The organism is Bradyrhizobium ivorense (genome assembly GCF_900696085.1).
Lineage (GTDB): Bacteria > Pseudomonadota > Alphaproteobacteria > Rhizobiales > Xanthobacteraceae > Bradyrhizobium > Bradyrhizobium ivorense.
On the sequence record NZ_CAADFC020000004.1, the window covers coordinates 632,288 to 654,253 of the forward strand.

Genomic DNA, 21,966 nt, shown 5'->3' on the forward strand with positions numbered 1-21,966 from the left:
GGCGGTCGCGCCCGGCCGGGGGCGGGAGCCCACCGGCCGGGCAGGGGTGTGATGACCTGGCTCGCCAAATTAGCCAACCTTGATGCTGCCTGTCATGTGCGGATGCAGCGAGCAGAAATACTTGTACTCGCCGGGCGCGGTGAAGGTGAACGAGAAGCTGTCGTCGGTGTCCATGGTCTTGGAGCGGAATTTGCCCGCGCACACCACGGTGTGCGGGATGTCGTCGCGGTTGGTCCAGGTCACGGTGGTGCCGGTCTTGATGTCGAGCTTGGCCGGCTCGAACACGAAGTTGTCGATGTGAATCGCGGTATCGTCGGCGCGGGCCGCGGACACAGGCAGGAGCATGGTCGCGACCGCGGCGATGCCGAAGTCGCGGCGACTGATCGTACTCATCTTCCGTCTTCCCTTCAGCCCTGCAGCGGCGTGTCGATGATCGCGAGCCGCTCGGTGCCCTGCTTGAAGTTGATGCTGGCGACGCCGAGCATGCTGCGCAGCTTGGCATCCTCCACTTTCATCGGGCCGGGCGAGGGCGCTGAGCCCGGCGCCGGCTGCGGGAACGCGGTCGAGCGCGCGGTGTGGAAGGTGACGTTGCCCTCGACCTTCTGCATCACCTGATGGATGTGGCCGTTGAGCACGGTGACCGAGCCGAACCCCTTGACGTATTCCAGCGCGCGGCCGCCGTCCTCGGTGCCCCAGCCCCATTGCGGATACACCGTCCACAGCGGGATGTGGGCGAACAGCACGATCGGGGTCGACTTGGAGCGGCCCTTGAGGTCGTTCTCCAGCCATTCCAGCTGATCATTGCCGAGATTGCCGAGGCCGCCGCCCTTGAGGTCGACGACATTGACGAGGCCGATGAAGTGCACGCCGCCGGCATCGAACGAATACCAGCCGGCGCCCTTGGTGCCCTTGCCGTAACGCTCCTTGTAGAGCTTGACCTCCTCGTCGATGATGTCGTGCTCGCCCGGCACGTAATGCACGTCGAGCTTGGCCTGCGAGATGATGCGGTCGGCGTCGTCGAACTCCTTGGCCTTCGACAAATGCGTGATGTCGCCGGTGTGGATCATGAACGACGGTTTTGCCGGTATGCCGCGGACCTGGTTGATGGCTTCTTCCAGCGTGCCGATCGCGTTCGGATTGGCCGGCTTGTCGAAGCCGACATGGCTGTCGCTGATCTGCAGGAAGGTCATGCCGGCGGGTTCGGCGGCGGCGGCCGAGCCGACGATGCCGAGCGAGCGCGGCACGCCGCCGGAAATCGTCCAGAGCACGCCGGTGCTGGCCCAGGTCATGCATTCCAGCACCTTGCGCCGGCTGACGCCGTTGTCCTCGTTGTGGTGGTCGTGATCGTGTCCGCTCATGACATAGTCTCCCGTGGTCCCCAGGGATTGGGTTTCCGGAGACGTGATTGGAAGCGCCGGGGCTTTATTCCCGTCGGCCTGCGCCGGTCTGAGCGCGGCGATGACGATTTCGTGAGGGCCGCGCGGCCGGTCGCGCGACAGGTGGACGCAACGGCATGTTGCGCCGTTGCAGCGGCCATCCGCCGGGTCTATCGCTCCGGCAAAACGCGCATCAGGCGGAGGCGACCATGGGAAATATCAGCGGCGGCTGCCATTGCGGCGCGGTTCGATATGAGGTGACGGGGGAACCCATCGTCCATTCGCTGTGCCACTGCACCGACTGCCGGCGCCACGCCGGCGCGCCGATGGTCGGATGGGCGACGTACCCGCAGGAGGCGGTCAAGCTGACCAAGGGCCAGCCCAAGCTCTACAAGTCCTCGGAACATGGCCGCCGGCAGTTTTGCGAAAACTGCGGCACCGGGCTTTTCTACATCAATGACAACGTCATGCCCGGGCTGATCGATATTCAGAGCGGGACCTATGACGACCCCGACGCGGTGCCGGCCGCCATGCATGTCCAGGTCGCCGAGCGGCTGCGCTGGATGGAAGATGCGCACCGTCTGCCGACCTTCGAGCGCTTCCCGCCGCAGGCCTAGAGCATGATCCGGAAAAGTGTGAAGCGGTTTTCCGAAAAGATCATGCTCAAACAAGGAGCTAAAGCGCGATGACGATTCAACCTAATCTCATCGCGCTTTAGCGCGAATGCGTGACGGCCGGCCGGGCGGCCGTTGCCCCGGCGCCACAGGCTTGGCCGCAACACGGCTGTCTTGCAACCGTCAGCTTAGTGTCAGCGCCGGGGTGTAAGGGTAGCGCGCTTTATTTCCGTCTTGCTTGGCGTCGCAGGCTTTTTGGCCGGCCGGCTGACGCCGGGCATCACGACAAGCACGAAGAAACGGTTCCAGTACTGCGTGAGTGGCGTGCCGCCGTCCCCGCAAGGGGACGGCGTTTTCTTTGCCGTCGGTCCACCGATCAGCGCGCCGCGAATGCCCGGAGCGCGTCGAGCAGCAGCTCGGGCGCCTCCTGCGCGACGCAATGTCCGATGCCATCAAAGCTCATGCGGCTTGCATGCGGCATCAGCGCCGCGGCGCGGTCGGCCATGATCTTGTAGACCTGCCCTGACTGCTCGGCGGTCGCGATGCAGACCGGGCAGGAGATTTCGGATAGCCACGAAAACGGATTGCCGCGGCCGTCGCCGGCATAGACCTGCTCCATCGCCTCGACGATCGGCAGCAGCAGCGCGGACTCGATCTCCGGCGTGCAGCGTAGCCGCATGCGGCCGTCGTCGAGTTTTGCAAAACCGTTGTTGACATAGGCCCACAGCGACCGCTCGGTCCACGGCGCAAACGCGGGGGCGGCGCAAAGCCGCTGGAACAACGCGTCGGCGCTGTCGAACTCGGCGCGGCGGCGCATCGCGCCCTGCACCGACGCCGCCGACATCTCGCTCAGGCCGCCGGGGCGCGGCGTGTGCGGGTCCATCACCGTCGGCTCCATCACGAACAGCCGCGCAAAGCGGTCCGGCATCAGCTTCGTCGCCAGCAACAGGTCGGTGGCGCCGGCGCTGTGGCCGATGCCGTAGATGTCGCGCAGGTCGAGCTGCTCGACCACCGTGCGGAGGTCGTCGGCGAAATCCCGGAAGTGGTAGCGATCGGCCGGAGGCTTGTGGCTCAGGCCGTGGCCGCGGCGGTCGACTGCATAGACCGTGTGATCGGCGGCCAATGCCTCCGCCACCTCGGTCCAGACCTCGGCCACAAACCCCGTGCCGTGCAGCAGCAGTGCTGGCGGCCTGCCGGGCTCGCCCCATCGCGCCAGCGCGACCGGCGCGTCGGTGTCACCAACGAAGATGCGTTGCGCCTGCGTCATCGCTTGCTATCGCGCATCCTGCAAGATCATCGCGGCGCCCTTTTCGGCGATCATCGCGGTCGGCGTGTTGGTGTTGCCCGAGGTGATGGTCGGCATCACGGAGGCATCGGCGATACGCAGGCCGTGCAGGCCGTAGAAGCGCAGGCGCTCGTCGACCACGGCCAAGGGATCGTTGGCCGTACCCATCTTCGCGGTGCCGACGGGGTGGAAGATCGTGGTGCCGATGTCGCCGGCGGCCTTCGCCAGCGATGTGTCGTCGTCGCCAACCGACGGGCCGGGCAAAAATTCCTCCGGTTGATATTTTTCCAGCGCCTTCTGCTTCATCAGTTTTCTCGTGGTGCGGATCGCGTCGGCCGCGACCTGGCGGTCGTCCTCGGTCGACAGATAGTTCGGCGCGATCGCCGGCTTGTCGTCCACAGCGGCCGAGCGGATCCGCACCGTGCCGCGCGAGGTCGGCTGCAGATTGCAGGCGCTGACCGTGATCGCGGGGAAGCGGTGCAGGGGATCGCCGAACTTGTCGAGCGACAACGGCTGCACGTGAAACTGGATGTTGGCGCGCGAGCGCGTCGGATCGGAGCGGGTGAAGATGCCGAGCTGCGACGGCGCCATGGTCAGCGGCCCGCGGCGGCGCACCGCATAGTCGAGCCCCATCAGGCCGCGGCGGAACAGATTGTAATAGGTCTCGTTCAGCGTGCGCACGCCGCTCACCTTGTAGATCGCGCGCTGCTGCAGATGGTCCTGCAGATTGCGGCCGATGCCCTGCACATCGACCACGATGTCGATGCCGAGCGGCGACAGCCATTCCGAGGGGCCGATGCCGGAACGCTGCAGCACCTGGGTGGTGCCGATCGAGCCGGCGCAGAGAATCACTTCACCCCCGGCGCGCGCCTCGATCGTCTCGTCGCCCTGGCGGAACTGGACGCCGGCGGCGCGGCCGCTCTCGATCACCAGGCGGTCGACCAGCACGTTGGTCTCGAGCCGCAAATTATGGCGGTTTAAGACCGGCTTGAGGAAGCCGCGCGCCGACGACCAGCGCCGGCCGCGCTTCTGGTTGACGTGGAAATAGCTGGTGCCTTCGTTGTCGCCGGTGTTGAAGTCGGCAATCCGCTTGATGCCCATCTCCTCCGCGGCATCGCCGACCGCGTCCAGAATCTGCCACGACAGCCGCGGCGCCTCGATGCGCCAGCCGCCGCCGACACCGTGGTGCTCGCTCGCGCCAAGGAAATGATCCTCCAGCCGCTTGAACGCCGGCAGCACGTCGCTGTAGCTCCAGCCGGCAAGGCCGAGCTGCCGCCAGTGATCGTAATCCGCGGCCTGTCCGCGCATCGAGATCATGGCGTTGATCGCCGACGAGCCGCCGATCACCTTGCCGCGCGGATAGCTCAGCGCGCGGCCGTTGAGGCCGGGCTCGGCCTCGGTCTTGAACATCCAGTCCGAGCGCGGATTGCCGATCGCAAAGAGATAGCCGACCGGGATGTGAAACCAGATCCAGTTGTCGTTGCCGCCGGCTTCCAGCAGTAGCACCCGCTTGGTCGGATCGGCCGACAGGCGGTTGGCCATGATGCAGCCCGCCGTGCCCGCGCCGACGATAATGTAGTCGTAATCACCCTCGAGCCTTCGCGGCATGTCCTCATTCCCGGCAAACGTTTGTTGTTGGATGACTATTAGTCAGACGCGGCCGGTCGAGACAAGCCCGGCCGACGAACGCGACGGTACTGCGCTCCCTCGCCCCGTTCTCTTGTCTCGCCGAAGCCCGCCTTCGGGCGAAGGCGGATGCGGGGAGAGGGTTGGGGTGAGGGGCTGTCTCCGCATCAATGGTGATAGCTGCTCTTGCGGAGGCTCCCCCTCACCCGGAATGCATCTGACGATGCGTTCCGGCCTCTCCCCGCAGGCGGGGAGAGGCGAAGTGCGAGCCTGCGGCGCGAGGTCTACTTCACCGGAAACTCCAGCATCGCTTCACCCGCCGCCACCGTCTCGCCGCGCTGGTTCTGCACGGCGACGTCGACCACGACCCAGCGCGATTTTGCTGTGGTCTGCTTGGCCTTGATGGTCCCGGCGGGGCGGATGGTGTCGCCGGGCTTCACCGGTTTCAGCCAGCGCGTCTCCAGCCGGCGATGGATTGCGCCCGCGGGCGTTGCCCAGTCGGTCAGCATGCGCGTGATCAGGCCAAAATTGTTCATGCCGTGCATGATGATGCCGCCGAAATTGGTCTTGCCGAAATCGCCCTTCATATAGTCGTCGTCGAGATGCAGCGGGTTGTAGTCGAGCGAGGCATCGCAGAACAGGCGGATCGATTCGCGCGACACGGCAAATGCCGGGCCCTCGATGCTGTCGCCGGCCTTGAGGGTATCGAAATTCGCTGGGGTCATCGTGAACCTCCTCACATCGGACGGATGGTCTGGCCGCGACCCGAGCAGATCACGTCGCCGTGCTGGTTGAAGAAGACGTTGTCGTGCACCACGAACAGCCGCTCGCGCTTGATGAACTTGTCGAGTGCGCGGGCCTGCAAGGTGATGGTGTCGCCGGGGCGGGCGGGGATGTTGTAGCTCCAGGACTGGCCGGCATTGACGGTGCCGGGCGAGCGCATCCAGTCGTCGGCCGGCGTGCAGGCGAACATCAGGAGGATGTGGATCGCGGGCGGCGTGCAGGCGAACATCAGGAGGATGTGGATCGCGGGCGGCGCGATCAGCCCGCCATAGGGCCCGGCCTTGGCGGCGGCTTCGTCGAGATAGAGCGGGTTGGTCTCGCCGACCGCGCGGCAATACAGCGCGATGGCCTCCTGCGTCAGCCTGTAAGGCAGCGTCTTGCGCGGCTCGCCGGGAACGATCTCGTCCCACATCTTGCGCAGCTTCGCGTCCTTCCAGAAGTCGGTCTCGAATGGTGCGGCCGCAGAACCTTCGGATTGCGCCATCGTGTTTCCTCCTGCCGGCGTGCGGACAAATATCTGCTGCCGCTGCGGCGCACCGCGCGGCATATCCGCAGTCAGATGATTTCGGGTTAGGTATGACATGCGAAACTGCCCCGGGGTGAAGGGCGTTTGCATGATTTCGGAATATTGGAATAGTACCCCTGAGTTGCCCGACGTGTCAAGCGGCGGCTACGGACAGCGGCGGCTACGGACAGTCGCCGGGTCCGAGCGCCGGCCGCCGGCTACTTTGCATGGGGTTGTTTTTCGGCATTTTGGCGACGGGTGTCAGATCGGCGCGGCCATGGAGGCAATGCGGCTGACGGCGGCTGTGACCCGGATCGCGTTGCCGACGCGAATCCCCGATCTTGCGGGCCGCTTCATCGCATTTCGCGAATACGGGCCCGAGCCAGAGGCATGCCGCCGCCTGTTGGGTGGACCGGCTCTTGCATGCTAGACAGGGTACTGCCGTCCAACCCCGAGGTTCGAATTCACATGCCCATCGTCAACCGCGTCGCCGATCTGCAACCCGATATCCAGGCCTGGCGCCGCGACATCCATGAAAATCCCGAGCTGCTCTACGATGTGCACCGCACTGCATCATTCGTGGCCGACCGCTTGCGGGAGTTCGGCTGCGACGAGGTCGCGACCGGCCTCGGCAGGACCGGCGTGGTCGGGGTCATCAAAGGCAAAAAGGGGCCCGCCAAGGGCGACGTCAAGGTGATCGGTCTGCGCGCCGACATGGATGCGCTGCCGATCGAGGAGCAGACGAACCTGCCGTATGCGTCGAAGACGCCGGGCAAGATGCACGCCTGCGGCCATGACGGCCACACCGCGATGCTGCTCGGCGCGGCGCGCTATCTCGCCGAGACACGCAATTTCGCCGGCGACGCCGTCGTGATCTTCCAGCCGGCCGAGGAGGGCGGCGCCGGTGCCGCGGCCATGATCAAGGACGGCCTGATGGACCGCTTCGGCATCGAGCAGGTCTACGGCATGCACAACGGCCCGGGAATTCCGATCGGCTCGTTCGCGATCCGCTCCGGCCCGATCATGGCCGCGACCGATGCGATCGACATCAAGATCGAAGGGCACGGCGGCCACGCCGCGCGGCCGCACAAATGCATCGATTCCGTGCTGGTCGGTGCCCAGCTCATCACCGCGCTGCAGCAGATCGTTGCGCGCACCATCGATCCGCTGGATTCCGCCGTCATCTCGATGTGCGAATTCCACGCCGGCAACGCCCGCAACGTGATCCCGCAGACCGCGGAGCTGCGCGGCACCGTGCGCACGCTGACCAAGGAGGTCCGCGATCTCGTCGAGAAGCGGGTACGCGAGGTGGTCGACGGCGTCGCCAGGATGACCGGCGCCAGGATCGATCTCACCTACGAGCACGGCTATCCCGTCACCGTCAATCACGATGCGCAGACCGAGTTCGCCTCGCGCATCGCGCGCGAGGTCGCGGGCGCGAGCAATGTGCACGAGATGCCGCCGCTGATGGGCGCGGAGGATTTCTCCTACATGCTGGAAGCGCGCCCCGGCGCCTTCATCTTCTGCGGCAACGGCGACAGCGCCGGCCTGCACCACCCCGCCTACAATTTCAACGACGAGGCGATCGTGTTCGGCACCTCGTATTTCGTCAAGATCGTCGAGAACGCGCTGGCGGCGTGAGGGCTCGGTGCTGCCCTCCCAACCGTCATTGCGAGCCGACGGGTCGGCGCGTAGCGCCGCCCGATGACAGGCTCCGCGAAGCAATCCATTGCTCCGCGCTTGCGGAAGGATGGATTGCTTCGTCGCTACCGCGCCTCGCAATGACAGTGTGGCTCGATGTTGCCCAAAGCAAAAGGCCCGCGCCGGTGGCGCGGGCCTTTGCATCTGTGAGCCGCGTGGCTCGCGCGGGATCAGAACACCCGGGCGAAGATCACGTAGAGCACGCCGGACAGCAGGATCGCGGCGGGCAGGGTCAGCACCCAGGCCATCACCATGTTGCGGATGGTGGCAACCTGCAGGCCGGAGCCGTTGGCCGCCATCGCACCGGCGACGCCCGACGACAGCACGTGGGTGGTGGAGACCGGCAGGCCGAACACGTCGGCGGCGCCGATGGTGGCGGCGGCGACCAGCTCGGCCGAGGCACCCTGCGCGTAGGTCAGGTGGGTCTTGCCGATCTTCTCGCCGACGGTGACGACGATGCGCTTCCAGCCGATCATGGTGCCGAGGCCGAGCGCGATCGCGACCGCAACCTTCACCCAGGTCGGGATGAACTTGGTGGCGCTGTCGAGCGAGGCCTTGTAGGCGTTCAGGGTCGCGACCTCTTCCTTGTTGAGATCGTTTTCCTTGTCCTTCATTAGGAAGCGGATCGCTTCCGAGGTCAGGTACATGTCGTTACGGGTGTTGCCGACGGCTTCCGACGGCACCTTGTTGAGCGAGCCGTACTTCTGCACTTGGTCGCCGATGTCCTTCACGAGCACCGACAGCGAGGGATAGGTGCCTTCGCTGATGTGGTGCGAGGAGACGTACTGCGTCACCGCGGGACGGGGATCGCCGATGATGTTGTGGCCGGCGCCCTTGGTCGCGATCACCTTGGAGGCGGCCTCCGAGGTCTGCTGGAACTTGACCACCTGGCTGTCCGGAAGCGCGCGGTTCAGCGCGTAGGCGGTCGGCACGGTGCCGATCAGGATCAGCATGATCAGGCCCATGCCCTTCTGGCCGTCGTTGGAGCCGTGGGCGAAGCTGACGCCGGTGCAGGTCAGGATCAAGAGGCCGCGGATCCAGAGCGGCGGCGCCTTGTGCCCCTCGGGAGCTGCATACAGCGCCGGGTTCTTGACGATCATCTTGAGCAGCAGCAGCAGTACGGCGGCGCAGATGAAGCCGACCAGCGGCGACAGCAGCAGCGCGTAGCCGATCTCGGTGGCCTTGCCCCAGTCCACGCCCGAGGTGCCGTCGCGGCCGCGCAGCAGCGCGTTGGCGACGCCGACGCCGATGATCGAGCCGATCAGCGTGTGGGAGGAGGAGGCCGGCAGGCCGAAATACCACGTGCCGAGATTCCACAGGATCGCGGCGATCAACAGCGCGAACACCATGGCGAAGCCAGCGCTGGAGCCGACCTGCAGGATCAATTCCACCGGCAGCAGCGAGACGACGCCGAACGCCACCGCGCCGCTCGAGGTCAACACGCCGAGGAAGTTGAACAGGCCGGACCACATCACCGCGGCTTCCGCCGGCAGCGAGTGGGTGTAGATCACGGTGGCCACCGCGTTGGCGGTGTCGTGGAAGCCGTTGACGAACTCGAAGCCGAGCGCGATCAGCAGCGCAACGAGCAGCAGAATGTAGGGCAGGTAGGAGGTGACCCTGGTGCCGGTGGCATCGACGTCGGCGTAGATGCTGTAGGCAACGTACAAGAGCCCCGCGGCAAGGATGCCGAAGAAGATGATCATGGTGAGCGGGTTAAAACCCTTGTCGAGATTGGGCCGTGACGCCGGTTGGATCGGCGCTCCGTCGGCCATCGAAGAATTGGCTGTAATATCGGTCATTCTGACGCCCCTCACATACAGTGTGAGGCCCAGTTTTGACTGAGGGAGTTGAAGGTTAGATGACAGTAGCAACGTTGATTTGTGCAGCTGCAGCAGGCATCTGGGCGGGCACCGCGCGCGATGCGCTGAATCTTCGTGCTTCCCCTTGATATCGCTCGCACAGTACGAGCGTCGTGGCCGCACGCGCCGCATCACGTCATGACTATTGCCATGAAACACGCGCCGCCATCGGCGCAGATCGCGCCCGTGGCGGGAAACGGTGGCATCGCGGGGAGGGGGCGGAAGCGAGGTCGCGCGCCGCGCAGCTGGGGCTAGTCGAGCCGTGCGGCGCGCGAACCTCAGGGAACGTCATGGCGTGAACATGACGCCCGATCCTTGGAAATGCTATCGTAGCACAGATCAATTAAAGGTTGTAGTGGTTTGTGAGTCTTTATAACATTCTCACCAATAGCCTTGCGCAAACGTCGTTCCGCAGGGATTCCATACGGTTGCATGTCACGCGGCGTGCGCCGCGCGGCGCAGCAGGCCCGCCGCGATTTTTAGATCGTCTATAAAACGCTGATACTCCCGCGCCTTGGCCTCCTCATCCGGCAGTCTTAGCAAATAGGAGGGGTGCACGGTCACGAGCACCTTGGTTCCATCGTGCTCGATCGGACGGCCGCGGTTTTTGTTGATCGGCGTGATCTTGCCCAGCACGCTTTGCGCCGCAGTGGCGCCGAGCGCCACCACGAGGTCGGGCTTGATGGCGGCGAGCTCGCGTTCGTACCATTGCCGGCAGGCGCGGATCTCCGGCGTGTTCGGCTTCTGGTGCAGCCGGATTTTTCCGCGCGGCACGAATTTGAAATGCTTTACCGCGTTGGTGACATAGACTTTGCGGCGATCGATGCCGGCCTCCTCCAGCGCGCGATCGAGCATCAGTCCGGCCGGGCCGACGAAGGGTTTTCCGGCGAGATCTTCCTTGTCGCCGGGCTGCTCGCCGACCAGCATCATCGACGCGGTCTGCCGGCCCTCGCCGAACACGGTCTGGGTCGCGTCTTTCCACAGCGGACAGGCGCGGCAATCGGCGGCCTCCTGGCGTAGCGCCGCAAGCGTGTCGTGGGCCTCTCGTCTCGCCATCGGCGCATCTTGCCGTTGCTCGGGCTGACGCGGCTCGGTTGCCTTGCGGGCGATGAAGGAGCCGCTGGTCATCCGCATCGCGTCTTCGATCAGAGGCCTAATGATCGAATCCTCAGGCAGGTTCCTCCAATAGGCCTGCGGTGCCTCCATCAGTTTCAGTCGCGCCGGATTGAACAGGCCGCTGCCATGCCGTCGCCAGGCTTCCTCGAGCTTGTCCTCGCTCGGCACTTCGGCCTTGTCGATGCCTGACGTGATCGAGATCGCATGGCCATCCCAATGCGCCGACACGTCGGGGGTGAGGATCGACCACGGCATGTCGGCGAAGCGGCTGGCGAAGAACGGCGCGGCGCATTCGACGATGTGATGCTCGGGCTCGAACCAGGCGACGTAATGCGCGTTCTGCTCGCGGCCGATCTCGCGGAAGCGGAGCCGCGCGTGCATCCTGTCGATGTCGCGGTAGACCGCGCGCGCCATCGCGTTGGCCTCGGCGACATCAGGATCGGTGGTCGCGCCGAGCAGATCATGATGGCTACGCAGCCGCCACAGCAGGCGATAGAGCAGGGCGAAGCGCTCGCCGCTTTGATGCAGGATCGCGGTCCGTGCCAGCTCGACGAAGGTGGCGGGCACGTTGAACGCTTGCGGCGCATCGGGCAGATCGTCGACGCCGAATGCCGCACACGATCCGGCCGCACCGCGCACCGTCCACGTGACGTCGGATGGCTTCACCTCATTCACCGCCAGGCGTCGCGCGGCCTTGCGCCAGCCCTCGAAATCGGTGTCGCTGTCGAGCGTGATGATGCGCATGCAATTGCTCCGTTGTCGTCACGCCGTCGTTTCGAGCGCCCGCGCGTCCGATGCCGCGGGGGCACTGCGTCCGGTTCGGATCAGTCCTGAATCCCCTTGATTCCGCTGATGAATCGGAGAGCCCACCAATCCGGTTGACTCCGCCGGCCCTGTTAGCTTTATATTAGAACATATCATGAACAAATGAGCCAGTCCCTGGTTCTCTGTTCAGACCAGTGACGGCCTCAAAATTTGGTTAGGAAGGAGCGGCGCATATGAACGGCGCACGCATGAGTACGCTTGCGTCCCTGCGCGGCAGCATCGCGCGCATCGAGGCGCCCATGGACGCGGGGTTGGATGCGGGTCTGTCGAACCGCATCGCGCTCGGCCACCCCAGCGCTGACGCGATGCTGCGCGGCGGGCTGGCGCCGGCCACCCTGCATGAGGTGTTCGCCGACGGCCATCAAGCGGGAGCTGCGACCGGCTTCATCACGGGGCTGGCCGGACGGCTGTCGCCGCGCAAGCCGCTGGTCTGGGTGCGGCAGGATTTTTCCGATGTTGAAAACGGCACGCTGTCGATGAGCGGGTTGTGCGAGCTCGGCCTCGATCCGCGCCTGCTCGTCACCGTGCGCGCCGCCGATGTCGATGCCGCCTTGCGCACCGCGGCCGACGCGCTCGCCTGCGATGCGCTCGGTGCCGTCGTGATCGAGATCTGGGGCAATGTACGCCAGCTCGACCTCGTCGCCAGCCGCAAGCTGACGCTCGCCGCGCAAGCCTCCGGCGTGTCAGCGCTGCTGCTGCGGATCGCAGCGACGCCGATCCCCTCGACCGCGGAAACGCGCTGGATCGTGCGCGCGGCGCATTCGCCGCCGGGGTCCACCGCTAGCGCCTGGGGCGCGCCGCGCTTCGACGCCGAACTCGTGCGCAACCGTCATGGCCCGGTCGGGCGATGGATCATGGAATGGAAATGTGATGAGTGCCAGTTCAGTGAACCGCCGGCGTATCCTCAGCCTCTGGCTGCCACGCCTGCCCATCGACCGCATCAAGCGCCAGCTCGCGCAGTCCGTCTCGCAAGCTGATGCTTTATGTGAGGTGAGCACACCGGTAGGGCTCTCTCCCCCCTTGCGGGGGAGAGTTGGAGAGAGGGGTACCACGGACGCCGGCGTATGCGGCTCACCCCTCTCCCTAACCCTCCCCCGCAAGGGGGGAGGGAACCCTGCCGCTAATGCGTCCCTTACGAATGAGGCTAAGCAAGCAGCGCCTCTGCAAGACATCCCCAGCGTCGTCGTGGCAAAGGACCACAACGCCATCCTGCTGCATTCCATCGACGAGGCCGCGGTGCATGCCGGGCTGTCGATCGGGCTGCCGCTCGCCAATGCGCGCGCGATCTGCCCGGAGCTGACCGTCTACGACGCCGATCCCGCTGCCGACAGCAAGACGCTGAACGACATCGCCGACTGGTGCGACCGCTTTACGCCGCTGGTGGCGCTCGATCCGCCTTACGGCCTGTTCCTCGACATCACCGGCTGCGCGCATCTGTTCGGCGGCGAGCGTGCGCTGCTGCAGATCGTCACCAATGCGCTGCGCCAGCGCGGCTTTGCCGTCAGCGCGGCGATATCAGGCACCTCGATCGCGGCGCGCACGCTGACGCGCTGCGCTTCGGGAATGATCGTGGCCGACGGCGAGGAGGCGGCGGCGGTCGGCCCGCTGCCGGTCGCAGCGCTCGGCGCCGATCCCGCCATCACCACCGGCCTGCGCCGCGCCGGCTTGAAGACCATCGGCGATGTCGCCGCGCGCGCGCCGCACGAGATCTCGGCGCGGTTTGGCGCCGCCTTCACCACCTTGCTCGGCCACGCGCTCGGGCGCGGCGATGCCCCGATCAGCCCGCGCAAGCCGCTGCCCGATTACATCGTCGAGAAGCGCTTTCCCGAACCTGTTGCCACCGACACTGTGATCATGCTGACGCTGCAAAGCCTCGCCAAAATGCTGGTCGCGGCGATGGACAAGCAGGGCAAGGGCGCGCGACAGCTGGAAGCGAGCTTCTTCCGCACCGACGGCGCGGTATGCAGCATCATGGTCGAGACCGGGCGTCCGGTGACGCAGCCCGAGCTGATCGACCGCCTGTTCCGCGAGCGACTCGAGGCGCTCAATGATCCGCTCGATCCTGGCTTCGGCTTCGATCTCATTCGTCTCGCCGCCGGGCGTACCGAGATCGTGGTGCAGCAGCAGCGCGACCTCGACGCCAACGTGCACGATAATGACCAGCTGTCGGCGCTGATCGACCGCATAGCCGCCCGCATCGGCGGCAAGCGCGTCGTCGTGCATCTGCCGCTGGAAAGCCATATCCCGGAGCGTGCAGCGCTCGCCGTGCCGGCGCAGCATCATCTTGCCGCCGCCAACGCCGCGGCCTGGCCGGAGCGCGTCGCCGGTGAGCCGCCGCTGCGGCCGTTGCGGCTGTTCGAGCGGCCCGAGCCCATCAAAGTGCCGTTCGCGACCGTGCCCGACGGTCCGCCGCACCAGTTCACCTGGCGGCGCGCGCTGCATGCGGTGGTCAGGATCGAGGGCCCCGAGCGCATCGCGATGGAATGGTGGAAGCGGGAAGGCGGGTCGCTGACGCGCGACTATTTTCGCGTCGAGGATGCCGAGGGCCAGCGCTTCTGGATTTTTCGCGACGGTCTCTATGAGAGCGAGCTGAAGGACGACGACGGCGAGCCAAGGCCGGCCAACTGGTATGTGCACGGGCTGTTCGCATGAAGGCGCCATCCGGAATTCAGCGAATTCCAGACTATGCCGAGATCGGCATCACCAGCAATTTCTCCTTCCTGCGCGGCGGATCCGATCCGCGCGCCTATGTGCATCAGGCGAGCGAGCTGGGAATTCCCGTGATCGGCATTGCCGACCACAACACGCTGGCCGGCGTGGTGCGCGCCTACAAGGAGCTCGACAGCGACAAGGTTTTGCATCCGCCAAAACTCCTGATCGGCGCCCGCATCGTCTTCATCGACGGCACGCCCGATATCCTGGTCTATCCGCGCGACCGCGCCGCCTATGGCCGGCTGTGCCAGCTCTTGACCCGCGGCAAGCGCGGCGATGATATCGTGCGGATCGAGAAGGGTGATTGCCGTCTCACGCTGTCCGATCTCATCGAGTTCGCCGAGGGCCAACTGCTGGTGCTGGCGCTGCCGCATCGCTTCGACGCGGCAAAGGCGCACGACCTGCTCGCGCAACTGAAGGCCAGTGCCGCCGACGGCGTCTGGCTTGCCGCAAGCCTGCTCTACCGCGGCGACGACAGGCGCCGCCTGGCGCGGCTGCATGCGCTCGCCGCCAAGGCCGTTGTGCCGCTGCTCGCCACCAACGAGGTGCTCTACCATCATCCCGCGCGCCGCCCGCTGCAGGACGTGCTGACCTGCATCCGCGAGAAGACCACCATCGAGGCTGTTGGCCGCAAGCTCGAGGCCAATGCCGAGCGGCATCTCAAGCCGGCGCATGAGATGATCAGGCTGTTCCGCGACTGGCCGGAGGCGATCGCCGAGACCATGCGCTTCGCCGCGCGCATCACGTTCTCGCTCGACCAGCTCAAATACCAGTATCCCGACGAGCCGGTGCCGCCGGGCAAGACCGCGCAGCAGCATCTGGAAGACCTGACCTGGGCCGGCGTCGACACCTATTTCGACGGCCAGATCGACGACAGACTGCGCGCCACCCTCAACAAGGAGCTCGCGCTGATCGCCGAGCTGAAATACGCGCATTACTTCCTCACCGTGCACGACATCGTACGTTACGCACGCAGCCAGGGCATTTTGTGCCAGGGGCGAGGCTCGGCGGCGAATTCTGCCGTCTGCTACGTGCTCGGCATCACCTCGGTCGATCCGACCAAGGTCGATCTCTTGTTCGAGCGCTTCATCTCCAAGGAGCGGCTGGAGCCGCCCGATATCGACGTCGATTTCGAGCACGTCAGGCGCGAGGAGGTGATGCAATATGTCTACCGCCGCTACGGCCGCCACCGCGCCGCTGTTATCGCCACCGTCATCCATTATCGGCCGCGCAGCGCGATCCGCGACGTCGGCAAGGCGCTCGGGCTGACCGAGGACGTCACCGCGGCGCTCGCCGACACCGTCTGGGGCAGCTGGGGCAAGGGCCTCAACGAGATGCAGGTGCGGCAGGCCGGGCTCGATCCGAAGAATGCGATGATCAACCTCGCGGTCGAGCTCGCCACCGAGCTGATCGAGTTTCCCCGCCACCTCTCGCAGCATGTCGGCGGCTATGTGCTGACCCAGGACCGGCTCGACACCTATGTGCCGATCGGCAATGCCGCGATGGACGACCGCACCTTCATCGAATGGGACAAGGACGACGTCGACGCGCTCAACATGATGAAGGTCGACGTGCTGGCGCTGGGCATGCTGACCTGCATCCGCAAATGCTTCGATTTGATCGACCTGCACAAGAACGAGCGTTGGGAGCTCGCCACCGTCCCGCAGGACGACAAGCGCGTCTACGACATGCTGTGCCGCGGGGAGTCGCTCGGCGTGTTCCAGGTCGAGAGCCGGGCGCAGATGAACATGCTGCCGCGCCTGAAGCCGCGGACATTTTACGATCTCGTCATCGAGGTCGCGATCGTCCGCCCCGGACCGATCCAGGGCGACATGGTGCATCCCTATCTTCGGCGGCGGAACGGGATCGAGAAGGTGACCTATCCGTCGCCGGCGCCGGATCAAGGCAACAAGGACGAGCTCTACAATGTCCTGCACAAGACGCTCGGCGTGCCGCTGTTCCAGGAGCAGGCGATGCGGATCGCGATCGAGGCGGCAAAGTTCACCTCGGAGGAAGCCAACGGCCTGCGCCGCTCGATGGCGACCTTCCGCAACCTCGGCACCATCGGCAGCTACGAAGAGAAGCTGGTCGGCAACATGGTTGCGCGCGGCTACTCGCCCGACTTCGCCCGCAGCTGTTTTGACCAGATCAAGGGCTTTGGCAGTTACGGCTTCCCGGAAAGCCACGCCGCCAGCTTCGCGCAGCTCGTCTACATCTCCTCATGGCTGAAGCACCATCACCCCGACGCCTTCTGCTGCGGTCTGCTCAATTCGCAGCCGATGGGCTTTTACGCCCCGGCCCAGATCGTCGGCGACGCCCGCAAGAACGGCGTCACCGTGCGCGAGGTCGATGTGTCCTACAGCTTTGCGCAGAACACGCTGGAGAAACGCGATGGAAAGTATTGCGCGGTGCGGCTGGGTTTCCGGCAGATCGACGGCTTTCACTGGCTCGATGAGGACGAGGAGAGGCTGAAGCAGGATCAGGCGTTGCGAAGGATGCAAAGCGTAAATGTGCGTGCGTCAGGGAGGCACGAACGGTTGGGCTCTCCCCCCCCTTGCGGGGGAGAGTTGGAGAGAGGGGTAAGCCACGACCACCGCCCGTGCGGTTTACCCCTCTCCCTAACCCTCCCCCGCAAGGGGGGAGGGAACCCACCCACCTCTCGCGTGGCCTTGGATGGAGATGAACCCGACTGGGCCGACCGCATCGTCGCCGCGCGCAACCGAAAACCTTTTACCTCGCTGGAAGAGTTCGCGCGCGACACCGGCTTGCCGAAACGCGCGCTGATCCTGCTTGCGGATGCCGATGCGTTCCGCTCGCTCGGGCTCGACCGCCGCGAGGCGTTGTGGGCGGTGCGGCGGCTGCCCGACGACGTGCCGCTGCCGCTGTTCGAGGCGGCAGTCGCGCGCGAGCAGCCGGATGAGGGCGCACAGCCGCTGCCGGAGATGCCGCGCCCCGAGCAGGTAGTCGCCGACTATCAGACCATCCGCCTGTCGCTGAAGGGCCATCCGATGGAATTTCTGCGCGAGATGTTCACGCGCGAGCGCGTCGTCGCCTGCCACACCATCAACCGCGACAATGACCGCCGTCGCGTCCGCTGCGCCGGCGTGGTGCTGGTGCGGCAGCGGCCGGGCAGCGCCAAGGGCGTCGTGTTCATGACCCTGGAGGACGAGACCGGCATCGCCAACATCGTGGTGTGGCCGAAGGTGATGGAGCAGTACCGCAAGGAGGTGATGGGCGCGCGCCTGATCCTGGTCGAGGGTTACATCCAGAGCAGCCCGGAAGGTGTCACCCATCTGGTGGCGCAGCGCATGATCGACCGCTCCCACGATCTGATCGGCCTCGCCAACGAATCTCTCTCGCGCAAGCACCCGGTGCCTGCAGGTCCCGCGCTGATCGAACCGCTCAACGACGACCGCCGCGACCACGCCGACACGCCGGCGCAGAAGATCCGCCACCCCCGCAATGTCCGCATCCTGCCGCCGTCACGGGATTTTCATTGAGGTGCAAGCGGCGCAGGAATCGTAGGGCGGATTAGCCGAAGGCGTAATCCGCCGCTTCTTCAACAAACATGAACGTCCATGCCGAATTACCGTCGCGCGTCTATTCCTGGTGGCTGCTGGTTCTTTACTGTCAATCTGCTGGACCGGCGACAAACCTTGCTCGTGGATCACATCGCAGCACTGCGCGAGGCGATCATAGCGACGCGTCGTGACTACCCATTCGTGATCGACGCATTCGTTGTGCTTCCTGACCACTTACACGCGATCTGGAGTTTGCCGCCCGGCGATTCTGATTTTTCCACACGCTGGCGGTTGATCAAGAGTCGTTTTGTCAAAACGCTGCCGAGGCGAGAGACGCTCGACTCCGTTCGGATCGCCCGCAACGAGCGAGGAATCTGGCAGCGCCGGTTCTGGGAGCACCTGATCCGCGATGAAGCCGACTATGCACGTCACGTCGAGTATTGTTACATCAATCCATTGAAGCACCGCTATGTCGCGCGGGTATCTGACTGGCCGCACTCTTCGTTTCACCGCGACGTGCGTGGCGGATTATTTCCGCACGATTGGGGCGGCGACGTTACAACGATTGGCGATTTTGGTGAGCGATCCGCCGTGCGCGAAGATCCGTAGGCTAACCCACCCACTTCCTTGCCGCTGGAGAGACGGCGGGTTACGCTTCGCTAACCCGCCCTACGACTGCACGATCAATCCTATCCCCGTCATCCCCGCGACAAAGGCTTCGCCTTTGCGTGGGGATGGCGGGACTGACCGCAGCGCGCATGCACGTCCGGCGGCCACCTACTCCACCGCCGCGCCCACCGGTGGCCCACCCGGCGGGCGGTGCAGGAAGGTGAGCGAGACGTAGGCGCCGACCCAGGAGCCGGCAGCGGCGAAGGCGACGTAGACCCAGTTCTCGGTGTAGCTGATCACCGCATAGGAAGAGAGCAGATACCAGATGCTGCTCCAGGTTGCCGCCGGCACCCGCTTGCGGGCGACCACCGCCGAAGTGAACATGACATAGACGGCATCGGTGCCGGCGGTCGCGAGGAAGACGGCGCCGGCGGTGAGGGGATCGATGACAGCCATTGCAACTCCTGTTCAGGTCGGGCAGAGCGGGACATGACGAGACAATAAGACTCCGCCTTTTTGTCATCATGCTCGGGCATAGAACAACCGCAAAGGGACACGCGCATGCAAAACGTCAATGATATCCTCGCCGGGATCTGGACCGGCGCCGGCGGCGCAGCGTCCGCGCTCGATATGGTCAGGCTGACCGGCAGCGAGCCGCAACTGCCGTCGACGTTTCGCGTCGGCGCAGCGGCACAGGTCTTGATCGCCGCGGCTGGTCTTGCCGCCGCCGAGATCTGGCGGGCGCGCACTGGCGAGACGCAGCAGGTCGCGGTCGACATGCGCCATGCCGTCGTCGAATGCCGCAGCGAGCGTTACCTGCGCGTCGACGACAAGCCGCCGCCACCGACCTGGGACAAGATCGCCGGCGTCTACCGTGTCAAGGACAACCGCTTCGTCCGCCTTCACACCAACTTTCCGCATCATCGCGACGCCGTCTGCAAGGTCTTGAACTGCAACGCCGAGCGTGACGACGTCCAGGCCGCGCTCATGCAGTGGGACGGCGAAGCGTTCGAGACCGCGGCCTATGCCAGCGGCGGTGTCGTCGCCCTGATGCGCTCATATGATGAATGGTCGGCGACACCGCATGCCAAGGCGCTGGCAGAGCTGCCGCTGATCTCGATCGAGAAGATCGGCGAGGCCGCGCCGAAACCATGGCCCGCGGGCAACCGGCCGCTCGCCGGCATCCGCGTGCTCGATCTGTCGCGCGTGATCGCCGGTCCCGTTGCAGGCCGGACGCTCGCCGCGCACGGCGCCGACGTGCTCTTGATCTCCGGTCCGGATCTGCCGGCGATCCCGTGGCTGACCATCGATACCGGCCGCGGCAAGCTCACGAGCTTCCTCGATCTGAAAAGCGAGCAGGGCCGTCGCATCATGGAGCGCCTGCTCGCGCAGGCCGACATTCTCTCGCAGAGCTATCGTCCGCAGGCGATCGCGCGGCTCGGCTTTTCGCCGGAGCAGGCCGCTCGCATCAACCCGGGCATCGTCTATGTGACGCTCTCGGCCTATGGCCACGCCGGGCCGTGGGCGGAGCGCCGCGGCTTCGACTCCCTGGTGCAGACCACGACCGGCTTCAACCATGCCGAGGGCGAGGCCGCCGGGGTCGATGGGCCCAAGGAGCTGCCGGCCCAGATGCTCGACCACGCCACCGGATATTTCATGGCGTTCGGCGCCATGATGGCCAAGGCCCGCCAGGCGCGCGAGGGCGGCAGCTGGCACGTCCGGGTCTCGTTGGCGCAAACCGGGCGCTGGCTGTGGAATCTCGGCCGCATTGCCGGCGGGCTGTCGACCGAGGACCTGAAGGCCGACGCGGTGACGCCCCTGATCGAGCAGTTGCCGTCCGGGTTTGGCACCCTGAGCTCGGTCAGGCACGCTGCCCTGCTGTCACAAACGGCGGCCCATTGGTCCCGTCCGGCCATGCCGCTCGGCAGCAATCCCCCGGAGTTTCCCGGATGAGCCATTCAGGCGCCGTTCATGCTATCCAGATTTTAACGGCTGCCGCCGCGGAACTGCGATTTTTCGATTGTTCGCGACGCCAATTCGGCACTATTAGCGCAGCGCTGGGGCCGTCACGCCGGCAGCCGCAACGATCGACCCCCGGACCGCATGCTTAAAGACCTTACCAGGACAATGCAGAGCTTCAGCCGCCCGCGACTGGCGGCGGCCGTGGTGCTGTTGGCGATCGTTGGCGCGGGCGGCTACGGCTACGTGCGTTTCAGCACAGCAAAACAGACACCTTCAGAAGTATCCAGCCAGTCGCGCAAGGGCGCCTCGCGCTACGCACCGACGCAGGCCGAGTGGGCCAGCCTGACCTTCCAGACCGTCAAGGAACATACTTTCCGCTCCGAACTGGTGACCGAGGGCAAGATCGGGATCGACGAGGACCGCTCCACCCCGGTCTATTCGCCCTATACCGGCCGCGTCACCCGTCTCCTGGTGCGGCCGGGCGATGCCGTGGTGAAGGGCCAGCCGCTGTTCGTGATCGAGGCCGCCGACACCGTGCAGGCGCAAAACGACTATGTCGCGGCGATGAACGGCCTCAACAAGGCGCAGTCGACGCTCGACCTCGCCCAGATCCAGGAGAAGCGCGCCAAGGACCTCTCGGAAGGCAAAGCCATCCCGCTGAAGGATTATCAGCAGGCGCAGGCGGCGCTGGTGCAGGCGCAGAACGATGCGCGTTCGGCGCAGACGCTGCTGGAAGCGGCGCAGAACAAGCTGCGCATCCTCGGCTTCGGCGACGACGCCATCACGACGCTGCAGCAGAAGGGCCGCCTCAATCCGGAGACGACGGTGTACGCGCCGATCGGCGGCACCGTGGTGCAGCGCAAGGCCGGTCCCGGCCAGTATGTTGCGACCGGCGCCAGCGATCCGGTCTACGTGATCGGCGATCTCTCGACCGTGTGGCTGATCGCCTTTGTCCGCGAATCCGACGCCGACAGCGTCGCGGTCGGGCAGGACCTCACCTTCAGCGTGATGGCGCTGCCGGGCAAGGTGCTGAACGCCCGGGTCAATTATGTCGCCACCGCGATCGATCCGACCTCGCGCCGGCTGCTGGTCCGCGCCACCATCGACAACGTCGACAACCGCCTCAAGCCCGAGATGTTCGCCAATGTGACGCTGTTCTCCAAGGGCGATCACCCGGCCGTGGGCGTGCCGAAGCAGGCGCTGATCTACGAAGGCGACCAGGTCCGCCTCTGGGTCGCCCGGCCCGACGACAAGACCATCGAGCTGCGCCAGATCAAGCCCGGCCTCATCAACGGCGAGCTCGTCGAGGTCGCCGGCAATCTGAAGCCGGGCGAGCAGATCGTGACGAAGGGGAGCCTCTTCATCGACCGCGCCGCGTCAGGCACGTGAGAGCATGATCCGGAAAAGTGGGAACCGGTTTTCCGAAGAGATCATGCTCAATCATAAAGCCCCTCTGAGTTGAAAGCCTCGAT

Annotated in this window: 17 protein-coding genes; 8 read left to right on the top strand and 9 right to left on the bottom strand. The window is 65.5% G+C overall.

Annotation, left to right across the window (positions count from 1 at the left end; all coding sequences use genetic code 11):
* Nucleotides 1-69: 69 nt before the first annotated feature.
* On the bottom strand, nucleotides 70-393 hold the full coding sequence (locus CI41S_RS03765; protein WP_139857484.1) for a cupredoxin domain-containing protein: 324 nt from the start codon (nucleotides 391-393) through the stop codon (nucleotides 70-72).
* Nucleotides 394-407: 14 nt separating this feature from the next.
* On the bottom strand, nucleotides 408-1,358 hold the full coding sequence (locus CI41S_RS03770) for a metallophosphoesterase family protein (RefSeq protein WP_139857485.1): 951 nt from the start codon (nucleotides 1,356-1,358) through the stop codon (nucleotides 408-410).
* A gap of 227 nt (nucleotides 1,359-1,585) precedes the next feature.
* On the opposite strand from CI41S_RS03770, the gene CI41S_RS03775 reads away from it, so the two are divergent.
* Nucleotides 1,586-1,993, top strand: a complete 408-nt coding sequence (locus tag CI41S_RS03775; RefSeq protein ID WP_139857486.1) for a GFA family protein — start codon at nucleotides 1,586-1,588, stop codon at nucleotides 1,991-1,993.
* 373 nt (nucleotides 1,994-2,366) lie between these two features.
* Here CI41S_RS03775 and CI41S_RS03780 read toward each other — a convergent pair whose 3' ends face one another.
* The 4 genes from CI41S_RS03780 to CI41S_RS03795 all read right to left on the bottom strand — a co-directional run bounded on the left by CI41S_RS03780 (nucleotide 2,367) and on the right by CI41S_RS03795 (nucleotide 6,168).
* On the bottom strand, nucleotides 2,367-3,257 hold the full coding sequence (locus CI41S_RS03780; RefSeq protein WP_139857487.1) for an alpha/beta fold hydrolase: 891 nt from the start codon (nucleotides 3,255-3,257) through the stop codon (nucleotides 2,367-2,369).
* Nucleotides 3,258-3,263: 6 nt separating this feature from the next.
* Complete coding sequence (locus CI41S_RS03785) at nucleotides 3,264-4,883, bottom strand: GMC family oxidoreductase (RefSeq protein WP_139857488.1); 1,620 nt, start codon at nucleotides 4,881-4,883, stop codon at nucleotides 3,264-3,266.
* A 302-nt stretch (nucleotides 4,884-5,185) separates the two neighbouring features.
* Nucleotides 5,186-5,626, bottom strand: coding sequence for a MaoC family dehydratase (locus CI41S_RS03790; protein WP_139857489.1), 441 nt, complete (start codon nucleotides 5,624-5,626; stop codon nucleotides 5,186-5,188).
* Between the two features lie 11 nt (nucleotides 5,627-5,637).
* The gene (locus tag CI41S_RS03795) at nucleotides 5,638-6,168 is read right to left on the bottom strand and encodes a MaoC family dehydratase (RefSeq protein ID WP_139857490.1); all 531 of its coding nucleotides are present in this window, start codon (nucleotides 6,166-6,168) and stop codon (nucleotides 5,638-5,640) included.
* Between the two features lie 489 nt (nucleotides 6,169-6,657).
* Here CI41S_RS03795 and CI41S_RS03800 point away from each other — a divergent pair, with 489 nt between their 5' ends.
* Nucleotides 6,658-7,830 carry a M20 aminoacylase family protein gene (locus tag CI41S_RS03800; RefSeq protein WP_139857491.1) on the top strand — a complete coding sequence of 391 codons (1,173 nt, stop codon included), beginning with the start codon at nucleotides 6,658-6,660 and terminating at the stop codon, nucleotides 7,828-7,830.
* Between the two features lie 230 nt (nucleotides 7,831-8,060).
* Here CI41S_RS03800 and CI41S_RS03805 read toward each other — a convergent pair whose 3' ends face one another.
* Complete coding sequence (locus tag CI41S_RS03805; RefSeq protein ID WP_139857492.1) at nucleotides 8,061-9,689, bottom strand: inorganic phosphate transporter; 1,629 nt, start codon at nucleotides 9,687-9,689, stop codon at nucleotides 8,061-8,063.
* 495 nt (nucleotides 9,690-10,184) lie between these two features.
* Nucleotides 10,185-11,609: a UdgX family uracil-DNA binding protein gene (locus tag CI41S_RS03810; RefSeq protein WP_139857493.1), complete on the bottom strand. Its 1,425-nt coding sequence runs from the start codon at nucleotides 11,607-11,609 to the stop codon at nucleotides 10,185-10,187.
* A 254-nt stretch (nucleotides 11,610-11,863) separates the two neighbouring features.
* Here CI41S_RS03810 and CI41S_RS03815 point away from each other — a divergent pair, with 254 nt between their 5' ends.
* The 4 genes from CI41S_RS03815 (at nucleotide 11,864) to CI41S_RS03830 (ending at nucleotide 18,532) form a co-directional block, all read left to right on the top strand.
* Nucleotides 11,864-12,667 carry an ImuA family protein gene (locus CI41S_RS03815; protein ID WP_139857494.1) on the top strand — a complete coding sequence of 268 codons (804 nt, stop codon included), beginning with the start codon at nucleotides 11,864-11,866 and terminating at the stop codon, nucleotides 12,665-12,667.
* Nucleotides 12,668-12,851: 184 nt separating this feature from the next.
* Nucleotides 12,852-14,342 carry a Y-family DNA polymerase gene (locus CI41S_RS03820; protein ID WP_139858553.1) on the top strand — a complete coding sequence of 497 codons (1,491 nt, stop codon included), beginning with the start codon at nucleotides 12,852-12,854 and terminating at the stop codon, nucleotides 14,340-14,342.
* Nucleotides 14,339-17,902 (top strand): error-prone DNA polymerase, encoded by a 3,564-nt coding sequence (locus CI41S_RS03825; protein ID WP_139857495.1) that lies wholly within the window; start codon nucleotides 14,339-14,341, stop codon nucleotides 17,900-17,902. Before CI41S_RS03820 ends, CI41S_RS03825 begins: the two co-directional genes overlap by 4 nt.
* A 78-nt stretch (nucleotides 17,903-17,980) precedes the next feature.
* Complete coding sequence (locus CI41S_RS03830) at nucleotides 17,981-18,532, top strand: REP-associated tyrosine transposase (RefSeq protein WP_139857496.1); 552 nt, start codon at nucleotides 17,981-17,983, stop codon at nucleotides 18,530-18,532.
* Between the two features lie 168 nt (nucleotides 18,533-18,700).
* Here CI41S_RS03830 and CI41S_RS03835 read toward each other — a convergent pair whose 3' ends face one another.
* Nucleotides 18,701-18,988 carry a hypothetical protein gene (locus CI41S_RS03835; RefSeq protein ID WP_139857497.1) on the bottom strand — a complete coding sequence of 96 codons (288 nt, stop codon included), beginning with the start codon at nucleotides 18,986-18,988 and terminating at the stop codon, nucleotides 18,701-18,703.
* Between the two features lie 105 nt (nucleotides 18,989-19,093).
* Between CI41S_RS03835 and CI41S_RS03840 the strand changes: the two genes are divergently transcribed.
* Together CI41S_RS03840 and CI41S_RS03845 are read left to right on the top strand one after the other, a co-directional pair.
* Nucleotides 19,094-20,485, top strand: a complete 1,392-nt coding sequence (locus tag CI41S_RS03840) for a CoA transferase (RefSeq protein WP_139857498.1) — start codon at nucleotides 19,094-19,096, stop codon at nucleotides 20,483-20,485.
* Between the two features lie 150 nt (nucleotides 20,486-20,635).
* Nucleotides 20,636-21,883: an efflux RND transporter periplasmic adaptor subunit gene (locus tag CI41S_RS03845; RefSeq protein ID WP_139857499.1), complete on the top strand. Its 1,248-nt coding sequence runs from the start codon at nucleotides 20,636-20,638 to the stop codon at nucleotides 21,881-21,883.
* The last annotated feature ends 83 nt before the right edge of the window (nucleotides 21,884-21,966 follow it).